Origin of the sequence: Methylocystis sp. ATCC 49242 (assembly GCF_000188155.2) — a bacterium.
GTDB lineage: Bacteria > Pseudomonadota > Alphaproteobacteria > Rhizobiales > Beijerinckiaceae > Methylocystis.
In genome coordinates, this window is the sequence record NZ_KE124774.1 from 1,043,636 (window position 1) to 1,067,232 (window position 23,597).

General features: G+C 57.5%; 18 protein-coding genes and 1 pseudogene. 8 read left to right on the forward strand and 11 right to left on the reverse strand.

The window, feature by feature from the left end; translation table 11 throughout:
* Window positions 1-3: 3 nt before the first annotated feature.
* The 5 genes from MET49242_RS23245 to hsdR form a co-directional block, all read right to left on the reverse strand.
* On the reverse strand, window positions 4-891 hold the full coding sequence (locus MET49242_RS23245; protein WP_144259502.1) for an ASCH domain-containing protein: 888 nt from the start codon (window positions 889-891) through the stop codon (window positions 4-6).
* A gap of 136 nt (window positions 892-1,027) precedes the next feature.
* A complete protein-coding gene (locus MET49242_RS07055; protein WP_036281774.1) occupies window positions 1,028-2,833 on the reverse strand; it encodes a DUF262 domain-containing protein in 1,806 nt (601 codons plus the stop codon).
* Window positions 2,830-4,278: a restriction endonuclease subunit S gene (locus MET49242_RS23975; protein ID WP_084678922.1), complete on the reverse strand. Its 1,449-nt coding sequence runs from the start codon at window positions 4,276-4,278 to the stop codon at window positions 2,830-2,832. The genes MET49242_RS07055 and MET49242_RS23975 overlap by 4 nt, the downstream gene beginning before the upstream one ends.
* Entirely contained in the window at window positions 4,275-5,738 is a 1,464-nt protein-coding gene (locus MET49242_RS07065; protein ID WP_036281777.1) for an N-6 DNA methylase, read from the reverse strand. The genes MET49242_RS23975 and MET49242_RS07065 overlap by 4 nt, the downstream gene beginning before the upstream one ends.
* A gap of 20 nt (window positions 5,739-5,758) precedes the next feature.
* Entirely contained in the window at window positions 5,759-9,139 is a 3,381-nt protein-coding gene (gene hsdR / locus MET49242_RS07070) for a type I restriction-modification system endonuclease (RefSeq protein WP_051134062.1), read from the reverse strand.
* 842 nt (window positions 9,140-9,981) lie between these two features.
* Between hsdR and MET49242_RS07075 the strand changes: the two genes are divergently transcribed.
* A complete protein-coding gene (locus MET49242_RS07075; protein ID WP_036281779.1) occupies window positions 9,982-10,242 on the forward strand; it encodes a hypothetical protein in 261 nt (86 codons plus the stop codon).
* Window positions 10,243-10,260: 18 nt separating this feature from the next.
* On the opposite strand, the gene MET49242_RS07080 is transcribed toward MET49242_RS07075, so the two are convergent.
* Window positions 10,261-10,713, reverse strand: a complete 453-nt coding sequence (locus MET49242_RS07080) for a hypothetical protein (RefSeq protein ID WP_036281781.1) — start codon at window positions 10,711-10,713, stop codon at window positions 10,261-10,263.
* Between the two features lie 6 nt (window positions 10,714-10,719).
* Here MET49242_RS07080 and MET49242_RS07085 point away from each other — a divergent pair, with 6 nt between their 5' ends.
* Entirely contained in the window at window positions 10,720-11,997 is a 1,278-nt protein-coding gene (locus tag MET49242_RS07085) for an IS66 family transposase (protein WP_036281783.1), read from the forward strand.
* Window positions 11,998-12,254: 257 nt separating this feature from the next.
* Here the strand turns inward: MET49242_RS07085 and MET49242_RS07090 are convergent, their stop codons facing one another.
* A complete protein-coding gene (locus MET49242_RS07090) occupies window positions 12,255-13,772 on the reverse strand; it encodes a sigma-54-dependent Fis family transcriptional regulator (protein WP_036281784.1) in 1,518 nt (505 codons plus the stop codon).
* 50 nt (window positions 13,773-13,822) lie between these two features.
* A complete protein-coding gene (locus MET49242_RS07095; protein ID WP_036279258.1) occupies window positions 13,823-14,635 on the reverse strand; it encodes an IS5 family transposase in 813 nt (270 codons plus the stop codon).
* A gap of 509 nt (window positions 14,636-15,144) precedes the next feature.
* Here MET49242_RS07095 and MET49242_RS07100 point away from each other — a divergent pair.
* The 3 genes from MET49242_RS07100 (at window position 15,145) to MET49242_RS24800 (ending at window position 16,255) form a co-directional block, all read left to right on the forward strand.
* A complete protein-coding gene (locus tag MET49242_RS07100; protein WP_144259503.1) occupies window positions 15,145-15,543 on the forward strand; it encodes a hypothetical protein in 399 nt (132 codons plus the stop codon).
* The gene (locus MET49242_RS07105) at window positions 15,540-15,749 is read left to right on the forward strand and encodes a hypothetical protein (RefSeq protein ID WP_036281789.1); all 210 of its coding nucleotides are present in this window, start codon (window positions 15,540-15,542) and stop codon (window positions 15,747-15,749) included. The genes MET49242_RS07100 and MET49242_RS07105 overlap by 4 nt, the downstream gene beginning before the upstream one ends.
* A gap of 83 nt (window positions 15,750-15,832) precedes the next feature.
* Window positions 15,833-16,255 (forward strand): hypothetical protein, encoded by a 423-nt coding sequence (locus MET49242_RS24800; RefSeq protein ID WP_144259504.1) that lies wholly within the window; start codon window positions 15,833-15,835, stop codon window positions 16,253-16,255.
* Window positions 16,256-16,508: 253 nt separating this feature from the next.
* On the opposite strand, the gene MET49242_RS25490 is transcribed toward MET49242_RS24800, so the two are convergent.
* Window positions 16,509-16,859: a hypothetical protein gene (locus tag MET49242_RS25490; protein ID WP_158497265.1), complete on the reverse strand. Its 351-nt coding sequence runs from the start codon at window positions 16,857-16,859 to the stop codon at window positions 16,509-16,511.
* An 11-nt stretch (window positions 16,860-16,870) separates the two neighbouring features.
* Here MET49242_RS25490 and MET49242_RS23250 point away from each other — a divergent pair.
* Window positions 16,871-17,522, forward strand: a pseudogene (locus MET49242_RS23250) (leucine zipper domain-containing protein); the annotation flags it as partial.
* A gap of 1,301 nt (window positions 17,523-18,823) precedes the next feature.
* On the opposite strand, the gene MET49242_RS26570 reads toward MET49242_RS23250, so the two are convergent.
* The gene (locus MET49242_RS26570) at window positions 18,824-19,384 is read right to left on the reverse strand and encodes a hypothetical protein (RefSeq protein WP_192815577.1); all 561 of its coding nucleotides are present in this window, start codon (window positions 19,382-19,384) and stop codon (window positions 18,824-18,826) included.
* A complete protein-coding gene (locus tag MET49242_RS07125) occupies window positions 19,371-19,976 on the reverse strand; it encodes a recombinase family protein (RefSeq protein WP_036287239.1) in 606 nt (201 codons plus the stop codon). The genes MET49242_RS26570 and MET49242_RS07125 overlap by 14 nt, the downstream gene beginning before the upstream one ends.
* A gap of 205 nt (window positions 19,977-20,181) precedes the next feature.
* On the opposite strand from MET49242_RS07125, the gene MET49242_RS07130 reads away from it, so the two are divergent.
* Both MET49242_RS07130 and MET49242_RS07135 read left to right on the forward strand, forming a co-directional pair.
* Window positions 20,182-21,033: a zinc ribbon domain-containing protein gene (locus MET49242_RS07130; RefSeq protein WP_144259505.1), complete on the forward strand. Its 852-nt coding sequence runs from the start codon at window positions 20,182-20,184 to the stop codon at window positions 21,031-21,033.
* On the forward strand, window positions 21,030-23,477 hold the full coding sequence (locus tag MET49242_RS07135; protein ID WP_036281798.1) for a tetratricopeptide repeat protein: 2,448 nt from the start codon (window positions 21,030-21,032) through the stop codon (window positions 23,475-23,477). The genes MET49242_RS07130 and MET49242_RS07135 overlap by 4 nt, the downstream gene beginning before the upstream one ends.
* Window positions 23,478-23,597 lie beyond the last annotated feature (120 nt).

The window sequence follows — 23,597 nt, forward strand, 5'->3', positions numbered from 1 at the left end:
GGGCTAAGGGCAGCGAGGGGCTTTTCGTAAGTTTACGGAGTAAGCGTAGGGATCGGAGCGCTCGATCAAGACCTCGTCTCCCGGCTCCGCGCCACTGCGCGCGAAAAAGTCCTTTATCTGCCCGCGTGCGTTGCGGAAGAAATAATGAGCTGACCGGCCTTCGCGCGCGTGAATGTCGGGACCGGCGATGTCGGTGATCACGGCAGGACCATTCGCGAAAGTTACTTTCATCATCTGCCGCGCCAACTGGCTTTTGTCCGATCCGCCAATGCACTCTTCCGGGAAGAAGGGCAGCACCGTCCGAAGGTAAAAATGATTGTTCGTGATGTTGCCTGACGAGATCGGGATGATGCAGCGATTGCCCTCGATCCTGCCGCTGATCTTCGCGCGGGCGCCCTGCCCGGCCATCGTGGCGGCGGCTTCGGCGCGGCTGGGCGCGGGCGTTCGCGGCGCTTGTGAGGGTGCTTCGATCGCAGAACCGAGGTCGGTTTGAGAAGCTGCATCGCCGACGCAGCCTGCTTCCACTTTCGCGGATACGGCGGGGGCGAGCGTCACCCAGATCACGGCGCCCTGAGGGTGTTCATAGGGAACAGGCGTAGCGAGCGGGCGGGCGTTTCTAAGCACCCAGGGATGACGCCAGCCATCGGCGAAGGCCGTCGCCTGCCGGTGCGGTGGAATGCGGTGGCGATCTTCGGCGGCGGCGTAGGCTTCGGGCGTGTCGAGCGGCGGCAACGTGTCGATCACCTCGGCAGTTCCCACCACCTGCCCGCTCCCCTTGCGGATGAGCGCGATTCGGCCGCGCAGGCGACAGGCGGTCTTGCGCATTTCCCATGTTTTTCGTCCGGTGAGAACTTCGGTGATCCAGGGTTCGTCGATGATCAGCGCCTTCATGCTGTTTCCTTCTTCCTGCGCGTTCTCTTCGCCGCCCGCCGCGCCGCCTCGATGCCTTCCAGCAGTTTTGACGCTGGCTATCAGACCATGAGCAACCGGTTCCAAAGACAGGCCTGCTCGATGACCGAAGGCGCCGTCAGCTACCGAAAAACCTGACCGACTCTGTGTCGATCTTCTTGCCCATTGCCGCACCGATGATCGAGCACAAGGCCTTCCCGCGCGCCTCGAAAAAAGCCTTGAAATCGTCGCCGCGCAGCGTCTGGGGGTCGATCCGATGACTGGCGATCAATGCGTCCATGTCGCAATCAGCAAGCCCGACCTGCCGATGATTTTGAAGCGCGCGCAGGTAATGCGACGGCGCGTTTCCGCCAATCATACGGTTGGCTTTATAGGAGATTGGCGTCTTGTTCACGATGCTGTCGTAGACGGCCGGGCGAATGCCCCTTTCCTCGCACCAAGCCTTCGGGAAGATGTGGTGGATGTCCAACGCGACTTCCTCGGCTTCCAGATCCCGAATGCTCGCCTTCCAGAAAAAGTCTTTCGACCCTTCGCGTTGGATGAGGACATTCAGGCCCTTGTAGGCGGCGGACAAGCGCGAGCGCAGGCTGTTCAGGCGGCCAGGCTGGAAGTTCGCCTCGGTCACGGTGCGGGGCTCGTCGCCGCCGTCGATCCAACGCAGGATTTCCTCGATGTCGTTTGCGATACGGGTTTCCACCGCGCCGCCATAGAGTTCGCCGAAGACGCCGCACCAAAACCACCGGCTGAGCTTTTCGTAGATTCTGGGCTCCAACCAGCGCTCTTGCAGATGCGCCATGACGGCGGCCAGCGGCACGACCTGCGTGCGATAGGGCAAGTCGCGCGTCGTGAGCACGAGTTCCTTGCGCAGGAAGCGCGCGGCGGTCTTGAAGCCGGCCTCGACCTTGTCCGCCCATTTGCGGTAGGTCGGCAAACTCATGTTCAGGATCGTCGCGCGTTTGGCGCTGACGGCCGAGACGAGCTTGCCTGTCTTGCCCGCCACGAGATCGGCAAGGCGGTTTTCGTGGGTGTGCAGCAGCGCCACGGCCTGCAAGAAGTCGGTCGGTTCGATCGAGGCGAGATTGTCGTCCTGGCAAATTCGCTGGCTCCGGCCTTCGACGCCGCGCAGGGCGCTGCCGAACCAGTCATCGCGCAGATTGAAATTGTCGGCGGCGAAGGACGCCGTGACGAGTTCGAAGACCGACAGCGCCACGCCGCCCGTATTGACCTTTTCGAAGACGAGGCAGACCGCCTCCTTGCTCGTCTCCTTGGCGAGCTTGATCGCGGGCAGCTGATAGGCGCGGAACCTGTCGGAGACCTTTTCCCGGAAATCCATGAAGCGGAAGAATTTGTCCCGGTCGATCTCGCTCAGCGCCCGTTCCCATTCGCGCGTGTCGAGAAGCTCGTTGCAGGGGAAGCAGAAGGCCCGGCATTCCTTCTCGCGGCTGGACAGGTCGAGGTCGATCTTCCGGTCGAAATCGCTCTTGACCTTCTTGTCGGCGGGCACGGCGAAAAATGCGTCTTCGAGCGTATCGTCGGAGAGGGCCTTGTCGATATCGACATAATAAAAAAGCTCGACCTGTTTTCCCTTGGCGTCGAAGGTTTTCACTGGCCCGGGTTGTTTTAGAACCTGTGTCAGCGTCGTCAGGCGTTGTTGGCCGTCGAGGATCAGAAGCTCGGGCCAGGGGATCGCGCCGCGAAAGGTCACGCCTTCCACCGGCCGCGTCTGGAAGCGGGCTTCGCCGCCGGTTTCCAGCAACATAACCGCGCCGACGGGAAAGGTGCGCGCGATGGAGACCAGCAGCGAGCGGACGTGCTCATCGTCCCAGACCCATCCGCGCTGGAAATCCGGCAATTGAACCTTGCCCGCGGTAATGTCTTCGAGGATTTGCGGCAAAGCGATTTTGGTGGAATCAAAAGTGCTCATGGCGTCTTTTCTTTGGTCTTGCGGGTTCTCTTGGCTTTGGGCGCGGCGGCGCGCGCCGACTGGATGCGCGCCAGAAGCTCCGACGCCGGTTCGTCATCGGGGTCCTGCGGCACGAGCTCGCCGCGAAAAGCTTTGGACAATAGCGCCTGATCCAGCCGGTCCAGCAGTTTCGACGCCGACGCCGCCTCGGCGGCGATGCGGTCGATTTTGGCGAAGGCGGATTCGATGCGATGGAAAATTTCGCACATCTCGTCTGGACTAGCCAAAGGCAATGGCAAAGCCCTTATCTTTGACATGCTTATTGACGCCAAATTTGTGGTCTGCTTACCTTGGTCCAAGAAATAATCCTGACCGAACGCGTTTGCATAAATGGAAATGAATTTCGGTTCAATTTTTCCTGAGCGCAGTCGTAATCTAAAAACATGATTTTGATGGATGCAGCCCGCAATTTGGCCTTCCCAGACCCATCCTCGCCCCAATTTGTCGCGGTCGCCGCCTTCATTCATGAGAATATCGCCGGCTTTAAGTTCAAGGCTTCTCGCCTCGTCCGGAGTAACTAAGACCGTCTTAATTTGATCAAGTGTCAGCCACCCTCTCTGAACATTAGCAACACGAAGATATGGCTTCTCAACCAATTCCACGTCCTGGGATCGTTTTTTGCCGAGCGCCAATCCGCCCTTCACTTCGCAAATCTCGCCAGCGAGAACCCAAGCCCACCCTCGAGGTAACGGCACTGAACTGGAGATCGCATCTACTCCGATTTCGTCAAGCAGAGCAGAGACGCTCTTTTCGCTGTTATGCAGTCTCCAATCAGCTGTTAATTCCCCACTGAACGCCTTCGCCAAAATCGCCTGCTTAGCGCGGGCGACGAGGGCGGGGATGCGGTCGAGATCGGCGCGGGCGCGTTTGCTGCTCGCGTCCAGCGCATTAAGTTTGACGACGATCCGGCGTTGTTCAGCGAGAGGGGGCGTGGGGATGTTCAACGCCTTCAATCGCCCGCCAGAAATCCTTTGCCGAGTAGTTCCGCTGGTTTCGGTTAATATAGAGGCTCGCACGTCTGGGCTATTCATTATGAAAGCAAGCCAAGCCGGGATGGAAAGTGCACTGTCTGACCGCCAAAGCATAACGTCAACAACAGTAACAGCCGACTGTCCAAGTCCGGGGAAGACACAGGCTCGCCCGATCGGATCTGGCATTCGCGCTATCAGGACGTCGCCTTTTTCGAGGAAGGAGCACCGAAGCTCCAAGGCTTTGTCGCTTGTAAGGAAACGTTCTGATCTGTCGCGAAACTCATTTACGCCGACATCAGCCAGCTGGATTAGCCGCACTTCGCCATTTGGATCCTGATCCTTGGACTCGACCCAATCACCGTCAGTAACGAGACCCTCAGGTCCGGCCAACTTCTCGAGAGGAATTTCAATCCACCCCTGGGGCAAATCGCTCATTCGGCCGCCTCCGCATCAACAGCGGAGCTATCCTCCAACTCTTCCGCCAGCGTCTCAATCTCGCCCAACGCACTCTTGAGATGCCCCAGAATGGCGGCGATCAATTCTTCCGGTTCGCTCAGCGAATCCTCGGCGTCCGCTGACGTATCCCGCAGCCAGCTAATGTCCAGATTGTCGCCCCTCGCCGCGATCTCCTCGCGCGTGAAACGGCGAAAGCGGCCCTCCTCACCTTCGTCGTTGCGTTTGGCGCGGCCATTCGGATCGGCGCCAAAGGCGCGCTCGAAATCGGCGAAATGTTCCGGCGTCAAAGGGCTGGTCTTGCCGAAGGCCGGCATATTGGCGCGCAGATCGTAAATCCAGACCTTTTTCGTCTGGCCGCTGTCGGCCTCGCCCTTGCTGAAGAAGATGACATTGGTCTTGACGCCCTGCGCGTAAAAAATGCCAGTCGGCAGGCGCAGGATGGTGTGCAAGTTGCAGTAATCCATCAGCATGCGGCGCAATTCGCGCCCGCGCCCGTCCTCGAAGAGCACATTATCCGGCACAACGACGGCCGCGCGCCCGCCGGGCTTCAGCGTGCGGATGCAATGTTCCACGAAAGGAAGCTGATAGGAGGAGACCGTGGCAGTGACGGTGATATCGTCGCGCGAGGGCTTGCCGCCCGCGGGGCCGAAAGGCGGATTGGTGAGGATCACATCGGCCTTGTTCATCGCAGCGCCGGCGGGCGAGAGCGTGTCGCCAAGCTCTATGTGCCAACTGTCGACGCCATGCAGAAAGAGGTTCATCAGCAGCAGGCGATAGACACCCTCGACATTCTCCATGCCCTGCAGCGCATGCTTGAGCTGGAATTCCTGCGCCTTTGGCGCAAGGTCGAAAAAGTCGTCGGTCTTCGCCCGCATGTAACGATTGGCGGCGATGAGAAAACCGCCGGTGCCGGCGGCGGGGTCCTGGATGATTTCGCCTGGCTGCGGCGCGAGCAGGCGCACCAGCAATTCGATCAGCACGCGCGGGGTAAAATACTGGCCGGCGCCGCGCTTGGTCTCTTCGGCGTTCTTCTGCAACAACCCTTCATAGAGATCGCCGAAGGAGTCGCGCTCCTCCGTGAACCAGTGGAGGTCGTCGATAGCCCCGATGAGCTTGTCCAGGTTGACCGGCTCGCGAATGAAGGTCGCGGCGTTGGCGAATATGGCCTGGACGGCGCGGTCGCGCTTCTGCTGCGGATCGCCGAGATCGGCGAGGATTTTACGATAGAGTGCGAGACGCCTGACGCCTTCTTCCGCGATCAGATCGCCCCAGCGCGCGCCTTGCGGAATCTTGCCTTCCTCACGCTTCTGCTCGGCCATCATCTTGAGGAACAGCAGATAGGTCAGCTCGGTGACATATTGCTGGTAGGTGACGCCGTCCTTGCGCAGCACGGCGCAGAGCCGCCAAAGCTTGTTGACGAGGTCGGAAGAGGGATTCATGAACGCTCCGAATCGGCCGGCTAGCTCGCGCGGCCCCAGATAGCTTCGTTAAGGTCCGCCAGCACGTCCCGCAAGCGGTGGTCGAATTCGGCGTCGATCTTCTCGAAGCCGCCCTGCGCGGCGAAGGCCGGCTCCGCCAATATCGCGGGGTCGCCGACGGGTTGATCTTTCAACACCCGGCCAATGCGGCGCAGCCATTGCTTTTGTTTCGGCGTCCAGTTTTTCGACGCTTCGATCCTCGTGAGGGCGTTTTCGACGCGGGTCGCGTAGGGCGTGAGCGGCTCGCCCAAAGCCGCCTGGCGGACGAATCCGATGATATGGGCGGCAATGTCGGCGTTGCGGACGCGGCCATAGGCGCGGCGGAGTTTCGCTTCGGAAAAACCGTGGTCGTCCAGTTCGGCCGCGAGCTCCTTGAGCTCCTTGCGCGTGAGTTCTCGCGGCTTTTGCGTGACGGCGATCAGAGCCGACGACGCGTTTATGTTGTCACGGATGAAGCGCTCGAAGGCGGAAATATAGTCCTCCGGGCTGGCGGCTCCTTCAAAGACGTCGTCGATCGAAACCAGTTCGTCTGGATGAGTGGAGATGAAGACGCCCTGATCCCGCGGCGCGGGCTTGACGCTACTGGTGATTACGAGAGCCGCGGACTGGCTCTGTAACCAGGGCGCGACCTCATGCACGGGTGCGCCCCGGAGCTGCGCAATAAAAGCCTCGGGCGTGAGCCCGGCGGCGCGTTCGAAAGCCTCGCGCTGAGGCTGTGAGAAATGTTTGATGGCGCGGCTCAGGCGGACGACGATCTGATCGCGAACGAACGCCCGGTCCTCGTCTGTCGGAGCACGCAGGAAATCCGAGACCAGCGTTTCAAGCGGAATGGTCGCGTCCACCACCACCGGGCGCATGTCGGTGACCGCTTGCAGATTGGCGTAAATGTCCACGGCGTCGAAGATTTTGAAAATTTCCTTGCCGATGTGGTCCGCGCGGCGGGTGGCGCGGCCGATCATCTGGTCATAGAGAATGCGACTGTTGACCCGGCGAACGAAAACGAGATTGCAGATTTCGGGAACGTCTATTCCCGTGGTCAGCAGATCGACCGTGACGACATATTTGGGACGCGGATTGTTCCTGAAGGCGCGGATCAGATCGGTCGGCCGGTCGACTTTTCCAGTGATTTTCTGCACCAGATCATGCGGCTGGGGCCCGTATTCAGCCTCGAGCGCCTTGCGGAGCTGATCGACGAGCGTATCGGCGTGATCATCGCGCGCGGCGAAAAGGAGGGTTTTGCCCGGAGCATTGGGCGGGATTTCGGCGGCGACCGTTTCCGCGACGATGCGGTTGAATTCGACGGAATAGACCTTTTTGTTGAATTCCTGAATTTCGAAATCGACCTGATCCGGCGTTTGGAAAAGGTCGATCTGGCCGGTGCGCGGGTCGATGATTTCAACCTCGTCGCCGGGTGCGAAAGTGATTCCAGCCAGTGCCAGAGCCGTCTTGATCCGGCGCGGCGGCGCGTGATCGATGAGATAGCCGTCCACCACCGCCTGGCGGTAAGAATAGCGAAAGACCGGCGCCCCGAAGATTTCAGCCGTATGCAGGGCCGGGGTGGCGGTCAGAGCGATCTTCGTTGCATCGAAGTAATCGAGCACACGGCGATATTTTGAGAGGTAGTCCTCAAGCGAACGGAATTCGAGGTCTTCCTCGCGCAGTTCGGCGTCGAGCGTATAGCCGCGATGCGCCTCGTCCACGACGATACAATCATATGTTCCGGGGGTCGGTTTTTCGGCCTCGCCTTCCGCGACAAGGACGCGCTTGACCATCGCCTGAACGGTCGCGACGTGGACGCGGTCTTCTTTGTCAGGCAGCTTCTTGTCCATAGCGGCAACGTTGTAGCTTTCGGAAAATTTCAGCAGTCCTTCCAGCTCGGTGTTGTCCAACGCCTGCAGCGTTTGTTCGCCGAGCGCATTGCGATCCACCAGGAACAGGATGCGCCGGAAACGTTTGTGCTTTAGCAGGCGATACATCAGGGCGATGCAGGTGCGGGTCTTCCCCGTGCCGGTCGCCATGGCGATGAGAATCTCTCGCTGGTCTCTCTGGACAGCGCCTTCGATGGCGTTGATCGCTTCCTGCTGATAGGGGCGTAAACCGGCGTAATCGAAAGGCTCCTCTGCGAGGCCCGCGCCATCCGTGGACTGGGCCAGCTTGTCGCGCAAATCCTGGGGGCTGAACCAGTCGCTGAGAGCAATGGGAATATTGGTTTCGCGCCGCGCATCTCGGAACCAGATGCCCGACTTGGTCAGCATTTGTTTGACGTATGGCCGGCCGTTGGTCGCGAAAAGAAAAGGGACGCCTCCTAGCGCAACACCCGCCAGGGTGCGAGGCAGTCGCTGATCGCCCTCAAGCTTCACACCCTCGGCGTAGCGAGTTGTCTGAATTAGCACGGCCGGCACGTCGGTGCTGGCGCGTTTGGCCTCGACCAAGCCGACACAACGGCCGTCGAGAAAAAGGGCGTAATCGACAGGGCCGGCGTTCGTCGGCCATTCAGCAATGGCGATGGCCGGGGCCTGATCCGGCCGACTTCCGGCGCTATGGCGCAGCCGGGCCGAATCGACGCTCCAGCCAGCGGCGGCGAGTTTGGCGTCAATCATGACGCGGGTGTCCGCCTCGTCCAGCTCAATATTCGCGTCGGCTATTTCCGCCGCTTGGGCGAGTTCCGCAGTTAGCGTTGGCGCTCGGCCCGCCGCTTCAGCGCGTAATTGATCGAGCTGGCGTTGGACGGCGTCGCGAGCTGAAGCCTCTTGCGCCGCCAGTTGCTCCCATTGAGCGCGTTCGTCGGCTTGGCGCTTGGCGAGAGCTTCGGCATCGAGCCTGGCGAGCGCCGCTTCCTCAGCCTCGCGTTGGGCTTTTTGCACGGCGCTCTCGGTTTCCGCCAGTTTGGCGCGCAGGCGGTCAAGCTCTCTCGCCAAAGTGGTGGTCGCGTCCTTGGGCCGGGTTGGCGGATAAAAAGGCCCGGGATTGACGTTTCGATCTGGTCCGTAAGCGCGCATGAACCAGGCGCCGAGCTGTTGCGCGAGTTTCAGGCCGGCGAGGGCCTGTTCCGGCGTGCCGCTATTTTCATGAACAGCTAAATTTCCGACCTTGCGAAAGAAATGAAAAACATCCGCGGCTTGGCGGGGGAGCAGGCCTTCCTGTCGTAACACCCGCAACATTTCATCAAAATTAGCCCGGCGGTCGATTCCCAAACCGTTTCGGGCGGCGAGCGCTTTCGCCATATGTTCGGCGAACTGGCGCAACTTGCCGAGCGCGGTTGGCGCATCTTCGTGAAAAGCCCATTCCGCGAGCGCGCCCAAACGAGCTAGCTCGGGGTCAAATGAGATCAGAAAGACGAAATTTCGAGAGCTCGGACTCACGGCGCGACAGTCTATGAATCAAGACCTTGTCATTATGTGGCAAGCCGCTGATCGAGGCAATTTATGGGAGCGCCGACGGCTCTGAATGCACAACGTCCGGCCAGATCGACTGCCCACCGAACGAAAGGGCTGATGATCAAGGATTTCCTATGCTCTGTTTTTTCCCATCCCTTGCAAGCCTCGCTCCGTTAGACGCTTACCGTTCGACTATCTAATGGAACGAAAACGGGCTGAGATATCGGCAGCCACTATCCAAGAAAGATCCAGAAACTTGGATTGCGTGCTCGTCGCCATTCAAAAAACATTTTGGCATCTCTATATAATCAAAAATAAAAGATCTATTGAAATAGGTTGATTTGAACAGTCAGTTCTTACATATTTTTGTATGCATTATCGACTTATAGCATTTTTGAATATGAGGCGAACATTTTGTATGCGCAAACGCATCTAAATGCCGATTCTATCAATGGTTGCACGGATTGCGATTCCGTCAATAGCTAAAAATAAATTGACAGTTGGTTATTTTATTTGAAGAATGCACTTGCAGATTCGCTCGTGTCGAGATGTCCGCCGTCCAGTTTTTCCCGGGATTGTTCCTCTTTCTCAGGTATTCTCGTAGATGGATCGCTCAACCTCTTGTCGGCGGCGGGGATGGAACCGCGCGACGATTAGAACATCTCCGGAGGGGCTTTTGTATCGCCGCCTACCCTGCTGTTTCGGCCATCTACTTGCCCCGAATTCTCACTGCGCTTCCATTGAGATGGTATTTGCGTCCTAAACGACCGGACCATCAAACTCACCCGCCCTCTTGTCGGGGCAGTAATACTAAAGAGGAGAACTGGATGACCGATACGCCGCGAAGGAACCCGTCTCCTTGGGCGTCGCAGCCGACCGAGGTTCCCGAAAAACCCAACGAGCCGACCGACAACGCCCCGAAGAAATGGGCGGACTTCAATTTCAAGGTCGATGATGACTTTCGCGCCTTTTTCGCCATCGAGGCGCGAATGCGGCGCATGAGCAATATCGCGCTGCTGAAGACGGCGCTGAAACACTATCTCGACACTTACGGCTCCAAAGCTGATCCGGAGCGCAAGATCCTCTGAATTTGATGGCTGGGACGGTTAATCATCCGAGTTGAAGGCTTGAGAGTAATCGTTGCGCCCCAGTGCACTCGGGCCTTTTTCGCTTAAACAGCCCCCCGTAAGAATGCTCGGACGATGCTGCCTGGCCGAACAGAAATTGTCGGGTATTTTATTGAAAAGGTGTGGGATATCGTCCGCCCTCGTGTCGACCCGCTCGACAACGTGCTCGTCACCTGCATCAACGAAAAGGCCAAATCCAGGATCTTGATCGGAGCCAACCGAAGTTGCCCCTGCGGCCAAGCCGAGCGCGCCAAATGTGATTATGCTCGCGCACGCGACGGCGCGGTGGATGAAGATGCCGTCAGGCTTGTCGAACCCCCCCGACGCGATTACCTCCAGGTAATTACCCACCCCCATTTTCATCGCGCCTTTCTGGGGTGGGGTCCGGATTTCCGCGTCCCCCTTGCCACGGACTCGGATCTCTGAATCCATGTGCTCATGGATCGCACTGATTTGCAGCGCCTGAGTAAGGACGAGTTGATTGAGCTGGTGCTCCAGCTTCAACGACCGGATAAAACGTCGCGCAATTCGTCGAAGCCTCCCTCCACCGACAAGAAAGAGAAACGCGAGAACTCCCGTCCTGGCGGGGCGAAGGTCGGGCATGAGCCGCACAATCGTCGGCTGGCCGACAATCCCGACGAGTTCCGCGACCACAGACCAACTCGTTGCGACCGATGCGGCGGGTCTGTGTCGCCGGACGCCGACATGGAGTTGATTGGCGAATATGACGAGATCGAGATTCCGCCGGTCAAGCCTTATGTCGTCCGCCACCGACGCTTCGCCTGCCGCTGTGCGCATTGCGGGGTGGGCGTCAAGGCTCCGGTGCCCGCCGTCGCCACGACGACGCCATTTGGACGGCGCATTCATGCGCTGGCGATTTATTTGAAGGGCTTTCAGGCGCTTTCCTATGAGCGTCTGCGCTTCCTGTTCCGCGACGCCTTTGGCCTGATCGTCAGCGAGGGCGCGCTCATGAACATGTTCATCCGCTCCCATGCGGGGTTCAAGATCGAGGCGGATAAGGCGAAGGCCATTCTTCGCGAGGCCAAAATCGTCGCCAGCGACGAAACCGGCGTGCGGATCGAGGGGACCAACTCCTACCATTGGGTCTTTCACTGCAAGGATGCGGTGGTGCATCAGCCCGACTATTCGCGCGCCGCCCGTGTCGTGGAAGAGACGATGAGCGACCATGTTCCAAAGGTATGGCTCTCGGATCGTTATAGCGCGCAGCAAAAGCATGGCGCTGCGCATCAAACCTGTCTGGCGCATCTAGCGCGCGACACGGCCTTTGCGCTGGAGCATGGATCGGACGATCTGCCCCTGCGGTTCAAGCTGTGGTTTGGCAAGGCCTTCGATCTGGCCCGAGATATCGCCAGTTTCAAAGCCTCGACGATCGCCAGCAAAAAGCGCGCGCTTGAAAAGCACCTTGCGATTCTTCTTGCCGCCGCGACAGGATGCGATCTCGCTCGCGAGTTGCAGGCCAAAATCAGGCGAGCGCAAAATCAGCTTCTGACCTTTTGCGACTATCCCGGCGAGGTCGAGGCCACCAACAACGGTTCCGAACGAAAGCTCAGGCCCAGCGTGATCCAGCGAAAAGTTACCAACGGCTACCGCGCCATGTGGGCCGCAAAGGCTGAGGCTGACGTGCGCACAACCGTAGACACCGCAAGGCTCAATGGCGCAAACCCCTTCCAGACAATCCTCGACACCCTGGCGTGAATCTGCGGCAAAAACTGCGCCCTAAAAAATGGGGGTGGGTAATTGCGATTACCTCCAGAGCAACAAAATCGACACGTCAATTCCCTGCACGTTCGTAACGGCGGACGACTCTTGTGAAAGAGCATCACAGCTGGAGCTCCGACAAGAAACTGGCGAGACAGAGGCGTTTCTAACGCCGGCGAGGCCGCTGATCGCAGCCGTTTGCACCCACTATGTTCCTTTTTTTGGCGAGCGTTATCCGCACGATTGACGACCAATTATGCAAGACCGTATTTATCCAGCCAGTTCGAAAGTGTCTGATAGCTGGCGAGTCCCAGCATTCCCGCCGCCCGCGTCTTGTTCCCACGCGCTTCTTCCATGGCTCGGCTCAGATAGTGCCGCGCCACCTCGGCCAGCAGCTCTTGCAAATCGATACCCTGCTCCAACGGCCGGTCGAGCACATTGTCGCAGTTGGACTGCGCCCGCGGAAGCAATGCGTCGGCGATATCGGCCTCTTGGATCGTCTCGCCGTCGCTCCAGACGACCGCGCGGCGCAGCGTGTTCTCCAATTCGCGGATATTGCCAGGCCAACGTTGCCGTCTCAACAGGCTCTTTGCGCTGGGAGTTATCTTCCGAGATGCAAAGCCCGGCTCCTTGCCGCTTTGCTGATTTATCCGCTCCAGTAAACCATCGATGAGGGCGTCGAGATCGCCCTCTCGCTCACGTAAGGGTGGCGCCCGCAGGACTAGGACAGCCAAGCGGTAAAATAGGTCCTCTCGAAACCGACCGGCCGCGACCTCTGTGACAAGCTCCAGGTTCGTCGCAGCAATGATGCGAACATCAACCTGAAGATTTTTTTCGCCACCGACCCGACGGATCTCTCCCTCCTGTATGGCCCGCAAAAGTTTCACCTGGGCAGGAAGTGGCAACTCCCCGACCTCGTCCAGAAAAAGCGTTCCGCCATGCGCGGCTTCGAAATGGCCGACATGATCGCTAATCGCGCCGGTAAACGCGCCTTTCACATGGCCGAAAAGTTCCGACTCCACCAGTTCGGAGGGAATGGCGCCGCAGTTGACGACCTCAAACGACTTGCTCCTGCGAGCGCTGGCTTGATGGATGGCGCGGGCGAGAAGCTCCTTTCCGGTGCCCGATTCCCCTTCAATGAGAATCGGCACTGATCGCGGCGCCGTTTTGGCTGCGCGCGCGATCAATCGCTGCATCGCCGGACCTCGGTAGATGATATCCCCGAATTTCGAACGTTCGTCCACGGCGCCGGCGCTTAATCTTTCGAGTCGCCGATCCGGCAGGTGCAGCGCGTCGGTCACAAATTCGGGAGAGAGCGAAATATCGAAAGGAACGGAGGCTGTTTCCACACCCTTTTGACGGGAGGCTTGCAGGAGTTCCGCTCGGTATTTGGTTTTTCCCAGGATCACCCAGGTCGCAGCCATCGCAGGTGTGCCGGAACTGAGATTGAAAGACAGTTGCGGCTTCATTGCGAGATGTTTCAGCTCTTGATCGAGATTATTGGTGACGGCCGTATAAATCTCTTCAAAATTCGTTGGGCTGGTTAATTCCACCCGGACCATGGCCAATTCAAAGCGTTTTTTCCCTCCTACCCTCGCGCGCAGCCAGCTCTCATATTTTCTGACGCGCCTTCGATCCTGATCCGCAAGCAGGAGCGCGCGGTCAAAGACGCGATCCTCCAACGTGTGGGCGACCGGCCCTAAATCTGTCTTATCTTCGGCGTCAGGCGCTTTCAGGTCCGCACTGCCCAGCCACGACACAAAAATCCGCATATGATCAATATATAAAATTTTTTATGCATGGACAAGAAATCTAGAGGGTGTTATGCACCTTGGATCATGAAATCTGCTGCGCGCTTGAGCATGAGACATGCGAAGGCGACGACGTGGAGTCCTGCGAGGGTCTGAGCATAGCGCTCGTAGTCTTTGACGAGCCGCCTGCATCGCGTCGCCCAGGCGAATGAACGCTCGACCACCCAGCGCTTGGGCAGCAACACGAAGCCCTTCTTCGCTTCGGCAAGTTTGACGACGCACAGTTCGGCGCCTTGCGCCTTCGCCGCCTCGGACGCCTTTTCGCCGGTGTAGCCCTGATCGACATAAACGAGTTCGACGCTTTCGCCTGTCACATCCTGCACGGCTGCGATGAGCTTGCCGACCTCGGCGCGGTCATCGACATTCGCCGGCGTGACATGCAACGCCAGCAAATGGCCCAATGTGTCGACTGCCATGTGCAGCTTCGAGCCGCGCTTTCGCTTCGCGCCGTCATAGCCCGCTCGTGGGCCGCTCTCAGGGGTCGAGCGCAAGGTGCGGCTGTCGATGATCGCCGCCGTCGGCTCCGCCGCCCGCCCGGAAGCGACGCGCAACTGGGCGCGCAGATCCTGCGCAAGCGCCTCGAACACGCCCGCCGACAGCCAGCGCTGCGATTGCTGATACACGGCGAACCATGGCGGCAGATCGTTGGGCATGGCGCGCCAGGCGATGCCGTAGCGCAGCACGTAACGCAGGCCGTTGAACAGCTCGCGCAGCGAATGTTGACGCTGCGGCGCGCCTTCGTCCATGAGCGTCAGATAAGGCGCAACCAGCGACCATTCTTCGTCGCTGACGTCAGACGGATAAGGTTTGCGAATCGGAGACATCCGATTCTACTAAGACAATCAATCACCAAAGTACATAACACCCTCTAGCGAAATAATCCCCGCCTGTTGGAGCCGCTTGAGCCGGGCGATGCCCCGCTTCGTATCTGTTCATCGCGTTAAAACAATAGGTTAATGCTAACACAATCTCCAGTGCCGCCAGCAGGGGGATCACAGGCACGATCATTGCGCATTCGTCGACATGAAAAACGAAACGAATGTCTTCGAGGCGCGACTTTGGCAAGGCCGCACCGCATTTCTCGCCGCCAAACAGGCGATGGCTGAATGGGCGTCAAACCCTCCTGCAGTTGGCTTTGACCGTGCTGCAAATTTCCGCGCGTCGCCTCCCGCTACAACCACACAAGGTGCCAGCTGCGTTCGGTGAAGCGCCACGATCCGCGATCAAATCTCGTCGACAAGCCGCAGCGACGGCATTGCGGAGAGGGAATAACTCCTCGCTGAAACGACGTTTTCAGCGAACCATGTCCACACACTAATTGGAGGTTCAACGGATGAATGACGAATTTGAGATCCCGACCGCACCTGAAGGGCTCGCTGACTTCTGGATCGCTTTAATGGAGGACGGCTGCGATATGCGGCATGTCCATAAGATGCTCAAGCGTATCGAAACAGAGCGAGCAGCGGCTACTGCCGCCGCCGCACGCATGTTCTTCCAACATGATTCGAATAAGCCTCTATCGCTTGTGGAACTGCTCGATGGGTTGCGTGAATTGCGGCGGCAGGCGTTGACGCTTGAACTGGCGATTATCGGCGCATGCGGCGAGTCTCGGCTTGGCGATTGCGGCGAGACATTATCGGATCGAGCCAGAGAGCTATGCCGAGGAGTAGAGCGCTTTGAGCGCGCTTTCAGCGCTGAATTGCAAATGGTCAGCGAGAGAGAACAGCAATGACGCGTAATGCGATCGAACTCACAAACCTCGCGATCGATCTACAGCCGCAGGAACCGGACGATTACTGGGAGCGGCTCCTCCATCTCCTCGACGAGGGCGACGTCATCGGTGATATGCGGCAGCTCCAAACCGAAGTGTTCCAAGAGAAAATCCGGAGATTTGAAGGCACGTCGAACGTAAGGAAAGAGGGCCGGCGACGATCCTGAAACCGAAGCGGTCCTTTATCCGCGCCCCTGTCGATTTTGATCTATCCGCTAATTGAAAAGCAAGCACATGGAGGAAATATAGCGTGAAAATACAACTCTTGGCTTACGCGGCAACGATTGGGTTAACTGGCTGCGCGACAATCACCCGCGGAACCACTCAAACCGTCTCGATCAATACGCCGGGCGCACCCGGCGCCGTATGCACGCTCACTTCGGCGTCTATCGGTTCGCAGACGATCACAACTCCAGGCGTCATAACGCTCGCGAAGGGGGCGAGCGCGATATCTATTCGGTGCAGCAAGGAATGTTACAATGACGGCACGGGCGTTCTTGCATCGAGTATGGACGGTATGGCGGCTGGCAATGTCGTTGTTGGCGGCGTCATCGGGCTCGGCGTCGACGCCGCCACTGGCGCTATGAACCAGTATGCTCCACAGGCCGACATCATCATGGCGCCGGATGGCTCCTGCGCTATGTCGTCGACTTCAAGACGAAACGCGCGTTAGTAGGGCGAAACGCGGAAAGTCGAGAAGAAGGGCCTAACATTAGAGTGAGGCGCTTCTCGGTTCAGCGCATTATGGTGGTCCTGGTAAGATTTATTGCGACCGCGGCGTTGGCTCAGAATGCGCTTTCAGATTCCAGGCCGCTCTATGAAACTCGTAAAAACGGAGCGACGCATGCGTGACTACCCTTCCGTGTAGCGGAAGTCGCCGGCCTTCTGTCGACATGCTAAACTTCAGTGCAATCGCATCAACACATTTATGTGCTCGATCTTGCGACACTCTCGAAAAGCGCCGTCGCATCGTCGGCGCTTTCCGGCGGCGTCAGCATGTCGCGCGACAGGGCCCGCTTGCGTTCGAGCAGATCATGCAGCTTAATGTCGAAGGATTGATCCTCGAATTCTGGATGAACCGCGAACGGAATGTGAATGAAAACATCCTTACTCGCGCCGAGCCGATGAGGGCGCGAAACGGCCCCGTCCAAAGAATACGGTTGGAGAAATGACCCGACACCATGCCGCTCCCAAGGTCGCGCTAGCTGTGAGTTTGCAATTGGTTGTCCATCCGGACCGGAGCGAGGAAAGTGGAGTTGCGAAGCTTCACCTTTCACCGGAGCCTCGGATGAACACCCATAAGAATGCCCGTTTGACGCCGCTTGGTCGAGCGAAACTGGCGCGTCGTGTCCTGGAGCGAGGCAAGCCGGTCGCCAAGGTCGCTCGCGACTTCCACGTTTACATCAAGGACTGCTCGAAAATCGGTGGAACGGAGCCGAGAGGCGCGCGCGGAGCCGCTTTGCGATCGGTCATCGCGGCCGCGCCGCCTGCGTAAACCCACGCCACAAACCGTAATCGACGATATTGTTCGGCTACGCCGCCATCGCTTCACCGGAAAGCATGTCGCCAAGGTTGCGGGCGTCAGCGCGGCGACAGTGAGCCGCGTGCTCAAACGCGCCGGTCTCAACCGCTTGCGCAATCTCGAGCCAGCCGAGCCGGTCAAACGCTACGAGCGCCAGAACCCCGGCGAGATTATCCACATCGACATCAAGAAACTCGGGCGCTTCGAGCGGGTCGGCCACCGGATCACCGGCGATCGCACCGGCCAGAGCAAGAGCCGCGGCGTCGGCTGGGAGTTCGTCCATGTCTGCGTCGACGACGCCTCGAGAGTGGCTTTCACGCAGATCAAGCCGGACGAAAAGGCCGCCAGCGCTGTCGACTTTCTGAAGGCGGCGGTCGCCTACTACAAGAGCATTGGTGTCACGGTCGCCCGCGTCATGAATCTCCCGCATCGGCCTGACCGGCGACAACCTGTTGACGCTCCACAACTAGTTCAGCGATATCCGTGGCCCCCCATGGATTAACTCTTGGATGAAGCGCTACCTGCACATTTTTGCAGACCCTCCCCGAGACCATGGGACTCGCGCCCGCGGGGCATATACGCGGGGAGTAACGTCTTTTGATACAATGATTTACAGATGGGGAATCGGTGGTGTCTGGCCACACATAACGATATATTTGTATGTTTATATCTAATCGGGAAAAGATTTGCGATGTGATGGCGATGAGAGAACCAGCGGTCTCGCCGCACCGCTTTTTCGTCCATTTCCGGCGTATCAGGCGCTTCTATACGCACCCGACACTCTCAGGCCCGCGACGTCTGCTCACCGGCTCCTCCTGCGAACCGACACCACTCACCGGCTTTCTTGAGGCTCGCCACTAGCGTTCACTGCGGTTCACTATCTCTCCGGCGTCTCTGGGAGCCATCTTCTCGTGTCTGTTTCCGGTGTCGAATCTTCTAGCTCTGTCTCATGCGCCGAGGATTCGCAGAGAAGCTTGCTGGTGCGTCCTTTTGAGATTGAAAGCTGTCGGTTGTGCTGTCTCGTCGTTTCGCGCACCGGTGCGCTTTATAAGCGCTTCTCTTGAAGATGGCGGAGAATTTTGATGCCGGAGCCATGTCCGTGTGCGTTTCCGGGACCGCGAAAGCGAAATATATGCTAATATTAAGAATTTATAAGTTTATATTATATTCGCTTTCGCGGACGCGGATTTCACGTTCCGGCGGTCTCTGTTCCGGTCCATGATGAGCTTGGTTCTCACAGATTTAAGAATCTGAGAATCTAGGTTCCGGCGTCATCTTGTTCCCGTCCTCTTTTGGTCAGTCTCTTGGAGATCCCGGTCGTCTCGTTCCGGGTCCGCGCAAGCAGTCTCGGCTCGCTCTCATGTTGACGAAAATTTTTTCTGGGAGATTGTGGCGAAAAAGCGCCAAAACAGTCTTAAATCGGGGTTTTGGTGCTCATACTGGACTTACGATGTATAAAACGGGCTGAAATGGGCGTGTTTCGCGTTTACGTGGAAATTGACGCGCGGTTGACGAATCTCCGGCTACGTTTGAGGCTGTAAACGTTGTGGAAAGCTGAAAATGGGTTTCCTCACCTGCTCGTTCGCCTGTTCATTAGATTGGTGGCAGACTCAAACAGTAATGCTCCAAGGCGAACCAATTAGATTCGGTGTCCGCTATGGACCTGATGTCGTCCGCTTTGATCACCCAACGGCGCGACGGCTATCCGATCATAATGAATCATAGCCGGATGTGGCGAAGTAATTCCCTCATTCGTCGGACATGCCGCTTCGCATGGCTTCTGCAACCGCCGCCAGCGCAGTGGCGGTGCGCGCCGCGATACATCGTAGGATCGACTTGAACTTCGAGACTTCGTCCCCCTGCCGCGCCGCTGGGTCGTCGAACGAAATTTCGGCTCGATGATCCGATGACGCAGGCTTCGGTGATTACTAGCGCCGTATCGATGTCTCGATCGCCCTGATCCATGTCGCGATGGTCGGTCTCCTTATCCGCCGGAACACTCACCCATGATTTTCCAAACAGGTTCTGAGACATGATAAGGTGCTGAATCTTGCCGGCGTCGGCGAATGTCTCGGCGCGGATTTCAGCGGCGAACGTCGCGGCTTTCGAGCCTTTCGTGACGCCTTCCCGCTTAAACAGATATAGCAGCGCCCGAGGCGAACAATCGAAGCGCCCCGCAAGGTCTTCGATTGTCGATGATCCTGCCTCCCATAGCGCCACCGCCTCTGCGCGTTCGTTGTCTGTTAGACGCTTATAAGCGCGCGGCTCATACCTGGACATTGCCGCCGCCTTTCTGCGGAAGGCTTGCCTTGATCCGCTGGATGTTTCGCCTGACCGTATTAAACTTCATGGCAAGTTGGTTTACCGGCATGCCGGCAGCGAGAAGCCGCATGATCTCTTCGCGTTGATTTTCGTCGAAAGCAGGCGGTCGACCGGGCTTCTTGCCTTCGGCGCGGGCGCGGACAAGGCCAGCTTGGGTGCGCTCGATAAGCAAGTCGCGCTCGAACTCTGCGACGGCGGCGATGACGCCCATGGTCATCTTTCCAGCCGGCGAAGTCAGGTCGACGCCCCCTAGGGCCAAGCAATAGACGCGGACGCCACGCACCGCGAGAGCCTCAACGGTCTGGCGAACGTCAATGACGTTGCGGCCGAGACGATCGAGCTTGGTCACGACAAGCACGTCGCCATGTTCCAGTCGGTCCTGAACCTTAGCGAAACCGTTGCGTTTTGACGCCTGCACACCGCCGCTGACCGTCTCGGTAATGATCCGATGCGGCTCGACCTTGAAGCCCGCCGCCTCAATCTCGCGAATCTGATTGTCGACAGTCTGATCGGCCGTCGAAACGCGGCAATAGGCGAAAATGCGAGACATGGCGGCCTCCAAGAGCGCGATTTATAGCATATAATTACGCGCATGCGCTAAATGTGCCAAGAGCTATATTTTACGCCCGTTGTGCAGAGGGGGCGCTTAAACGATCGTTTTCGCGCAGCGCTGTTAGGAGCGCCTCCCGGATCGCGCCGGCCTCTAAAACTTTGTAAGGGTGATGCTCGGTAAAAATTTTGGGCTTTGGAGACGCATGGTCTATTTTTGCGAGAAGTGCCGGACAGAACTTCGACCGAACGAGCGAGCCTGTTCGGCTTGTGGAAGGGATGCGGGTTTCCCGAATGTCAGAGCAGCAAATTCGCCGGAAGAACGGGCGGCGTTGGATGGACGCTTCAAAGAGGCGCAAGCCTCAGCGGTCGCCAAGGGGACTACAATAGAACTGGATGCATTTGTAAGAGAAGTCAGCCGTTCCCGTGCCGTCATGAACCGCTCGCTTGGGGCTCTAAGCAACTGGATCGAGGGACCGACCCCTCTTTTCTGCTCTTTCCATCGCCAAGTTGAGATCATGGGGCGGACCCCGAACGAAACGAATTATGATCAGCAGAGAGTAGCAGCGGAAGCCGCAATTAATCCTTTTTGCTACGCAGAAATCGGCTATGCGGCCCTCAGTTTGGACGAAACGGGGCTCGCTCTATACGGACCTTATACCGTGATTCTCAAAGACCTAACCATCGAGGATCGAAGCTCCGTATTTGAAGAGAACCCGTTTGAGTTCAACCAAAAGCATCACGTTATAGCAGGCCAAAGTCCTCCCCTTGGCTACCGCGCGCCCTGGGCGGAGCGAGGGCGTCTCGCCGGTGCAAAGCTACAGCGTAAACTCGAACGAGGTATGCAACCTATCGCCTTCCCCGCTGTTCTTATGGAGGAACGACGTGAGGAGCCGGACTGTGATTATATTGAGGTTCATATCTACGGTTCGGTAAGCCGGCTGTGTATAGAGAAGGTTATTGGCCCGAAACCTGCTAATCGCGCTGAAGTGGCTTTGTGGCGTCGAACAGTCCGCACTCTGGAAAAGGCGGGTGTGGTCGTGGAGGAAGCTCCATGAAAGCAATCATTTCTGGAGAGGCTGCTGCTGCAGCGATCCTCGAAAGGGACGTAGAATTCCGCCCAGCTGGTGGAAAACCTGTTGAGAACCTGCGCCCATACGACGTAAGCCGTGCATTCGATGGTTGTCTTGACCTGCGCTTAGTCGAGGTGAAGGACAAGCAGGAAGCTGACGCTCTTGTCGAACTGGCTTGGGCGGAGGATAGGGCTCTGCGACTTTTTCTATTTCTGCTCGATTCGGAAGAAGAAGATGATGATCTAAAGGAATATGCAGAGTGTATCGAGGAGTTGATGGAGTATGATGGAGTAACGCCATATTTGGAACGGCGCTTAATAAGTAATACAATTCCCGTTTTAGTTGAGATTAATCGCGTTAAGAGAGCGCTTGAGTCAAGCCAAAAAACACTTGCATTGTTTTCTCGTTTAGTTTCATTGCAGATCAGTATTAAGCGGGTGCGTGAGGCATTCGACCAAGTTGAAGCCGAAGAGTTCGGCGGTCAGTATGAAAAAAATCATTGCCTCGAACTCTTAATAGATGAGGGCCTAATACGCGAGCTCGTGCTTGCTATCAACCAGGGTAAGGATATTAACTTTTTGAGGCTCCAGCTTATCTCCAAACATAGGGCCCAATCAAAAGCTATTCTTAAGTTCATGGCTCAGTTGCAGCCGGCGCTCGACAGAGTGCCTCGATCGCTGCTTCAAGAGCCAGAAACCGACGAAGAATATGAACACGATTCTTTTGGCCTATCCAGAGATGGAGATTTCCAAGCCTATTCCAGGGTGCGCGCCCAGCAGAAAGGTATAATTGACAGACTGAAGGTGCACGATCTTGGTGCGGCTAAGCGGTTTGCCGACCAGTTGATCGAGGAACAGCGCCGCGTATCCGATAAAGAGCACATCGCCAAATCACTCTGCCTTCTTGCCCAACAGGCTAAACAATACGAAGCCACAGAGCTGCAGCTTGAATGGGCGGAGCTTGCAAATGCAATCAATCCCAGCGACCCAATGACGTCCGGCCATCTGGCCGATGCGCTTATCGGCAAGGGAGATTTCGTCGCTGCCTACGAAGCGATTGACCAAACCGAACGTCGCGGAGACCCACTTTACGCGGCAACATCGCGTGCGCGCATTCGTCGATTAGAAGGGCATTATGCTGAAGCCCACGAGCTTTATCTCAACGCGGCTCGAGCCCATGATGCTGAAGAAACTGTCGTGCATGCCTGGACAGGCGTCGCCGAGACATTGCGAGACATGGGCCAATACGACCAGGCACTCTCCCAATATCAAACTCTGGTTAAAAGATGGGAGAACGACGGCGGACTTAGGAGTGGCCTCGCGTCACTCCTGATGGAAACCGGGCAATACCAAAGTGCCATACGCGAATTCGGCATTGCGTTACAATTTGGTGGAGGCGTTGTAGCGGAAAACGGCCGTGCCACTGCATATAAGTTGGCAGGTAATATCGAGGAGGCACTTCGCTTATATGATAAGATCCTTGAAGGATCGCCATTTAATTCGGCGACGTTATGCGGACGTGCAGAAGTTTTTCGAGCCAACGACGATTTGATTGCGACTTTAGAGGCTTACAAACTCGCCGTCGACAGAGCTCCTCATAGTCCTCGCACGTGGGCCGGCCTAGGTTCCGTATTGGAAGACTTGGGGCGTTATGACGAAGCGAGGCAAGCCTATGCGGAGGGAGAGCGGCGGTTTCCGGGCGATGAATTCATTGCAGTTGGGAAGGCGCGCTTGCTTCGACGTGAAAAGAATTTTGCAGCGGCTCTAACCGCTTTTGAGGAGTTGTCCAGCAAGTTTCCTTTCAATCGCTGGGTTAAGTGGGCTCGGGGGGATGTGCTGCGGCGAATGGGCCATACTGACGCGGCTTTACAGTCCATGGAGTCCATTCTTTCGGTTTGGTCAGATTATGCCCCTGCAAAGACTTCCAAAGCGGCCATGTTGATCGAAGCAGGTCGCCTGGATGAAGCCGCTGCGCTGCTAGACGCTAACGAAGGTCAGCTTACCGATTGGTCCAGATCGGTGCTTCGTGCGGCCGTCTCAAAAGCGCGCAGCGAGTGGGATGATGCGCTGCTAACGCTCACCAGCAGTTTGAGCAGGGCACGATTACCGCGAGAGCGCCGTTTCATCAAATCGGCTATCGCCGCCTTGGATTTGCAGGTGGGCCGTCCCCAGGCAGCTGCACTTCTCGCGGAGTCTAAAACTGGAGAGATAACTAACGTCATATGTTTTCATGCACTTGCTGCTGCAGGGAACCGGCAAAAGGCAATGAACATGTATAAGCATATTATTCAGAGCGAAGCCGACAATGCATATAGAGGCATCGTTGTAGAAATAGCTCGCAGGTTCCGCATTACTCCAGGAACACCATCTCATACGTCCGACTGGATTGCTCAACAGGAAGACAAGGCCTTGCTCCTTGAAGTGAGCTAACATAAAATCACCTGTTTTTCCGCAGCACGGTCGGATAGCCGAACGGGCGGCAACGATAGTATTGGCTGGAATAGGCCCCCACCTCCTTGGTGGATTTACACGCTGATCCCGCTTGGTAGT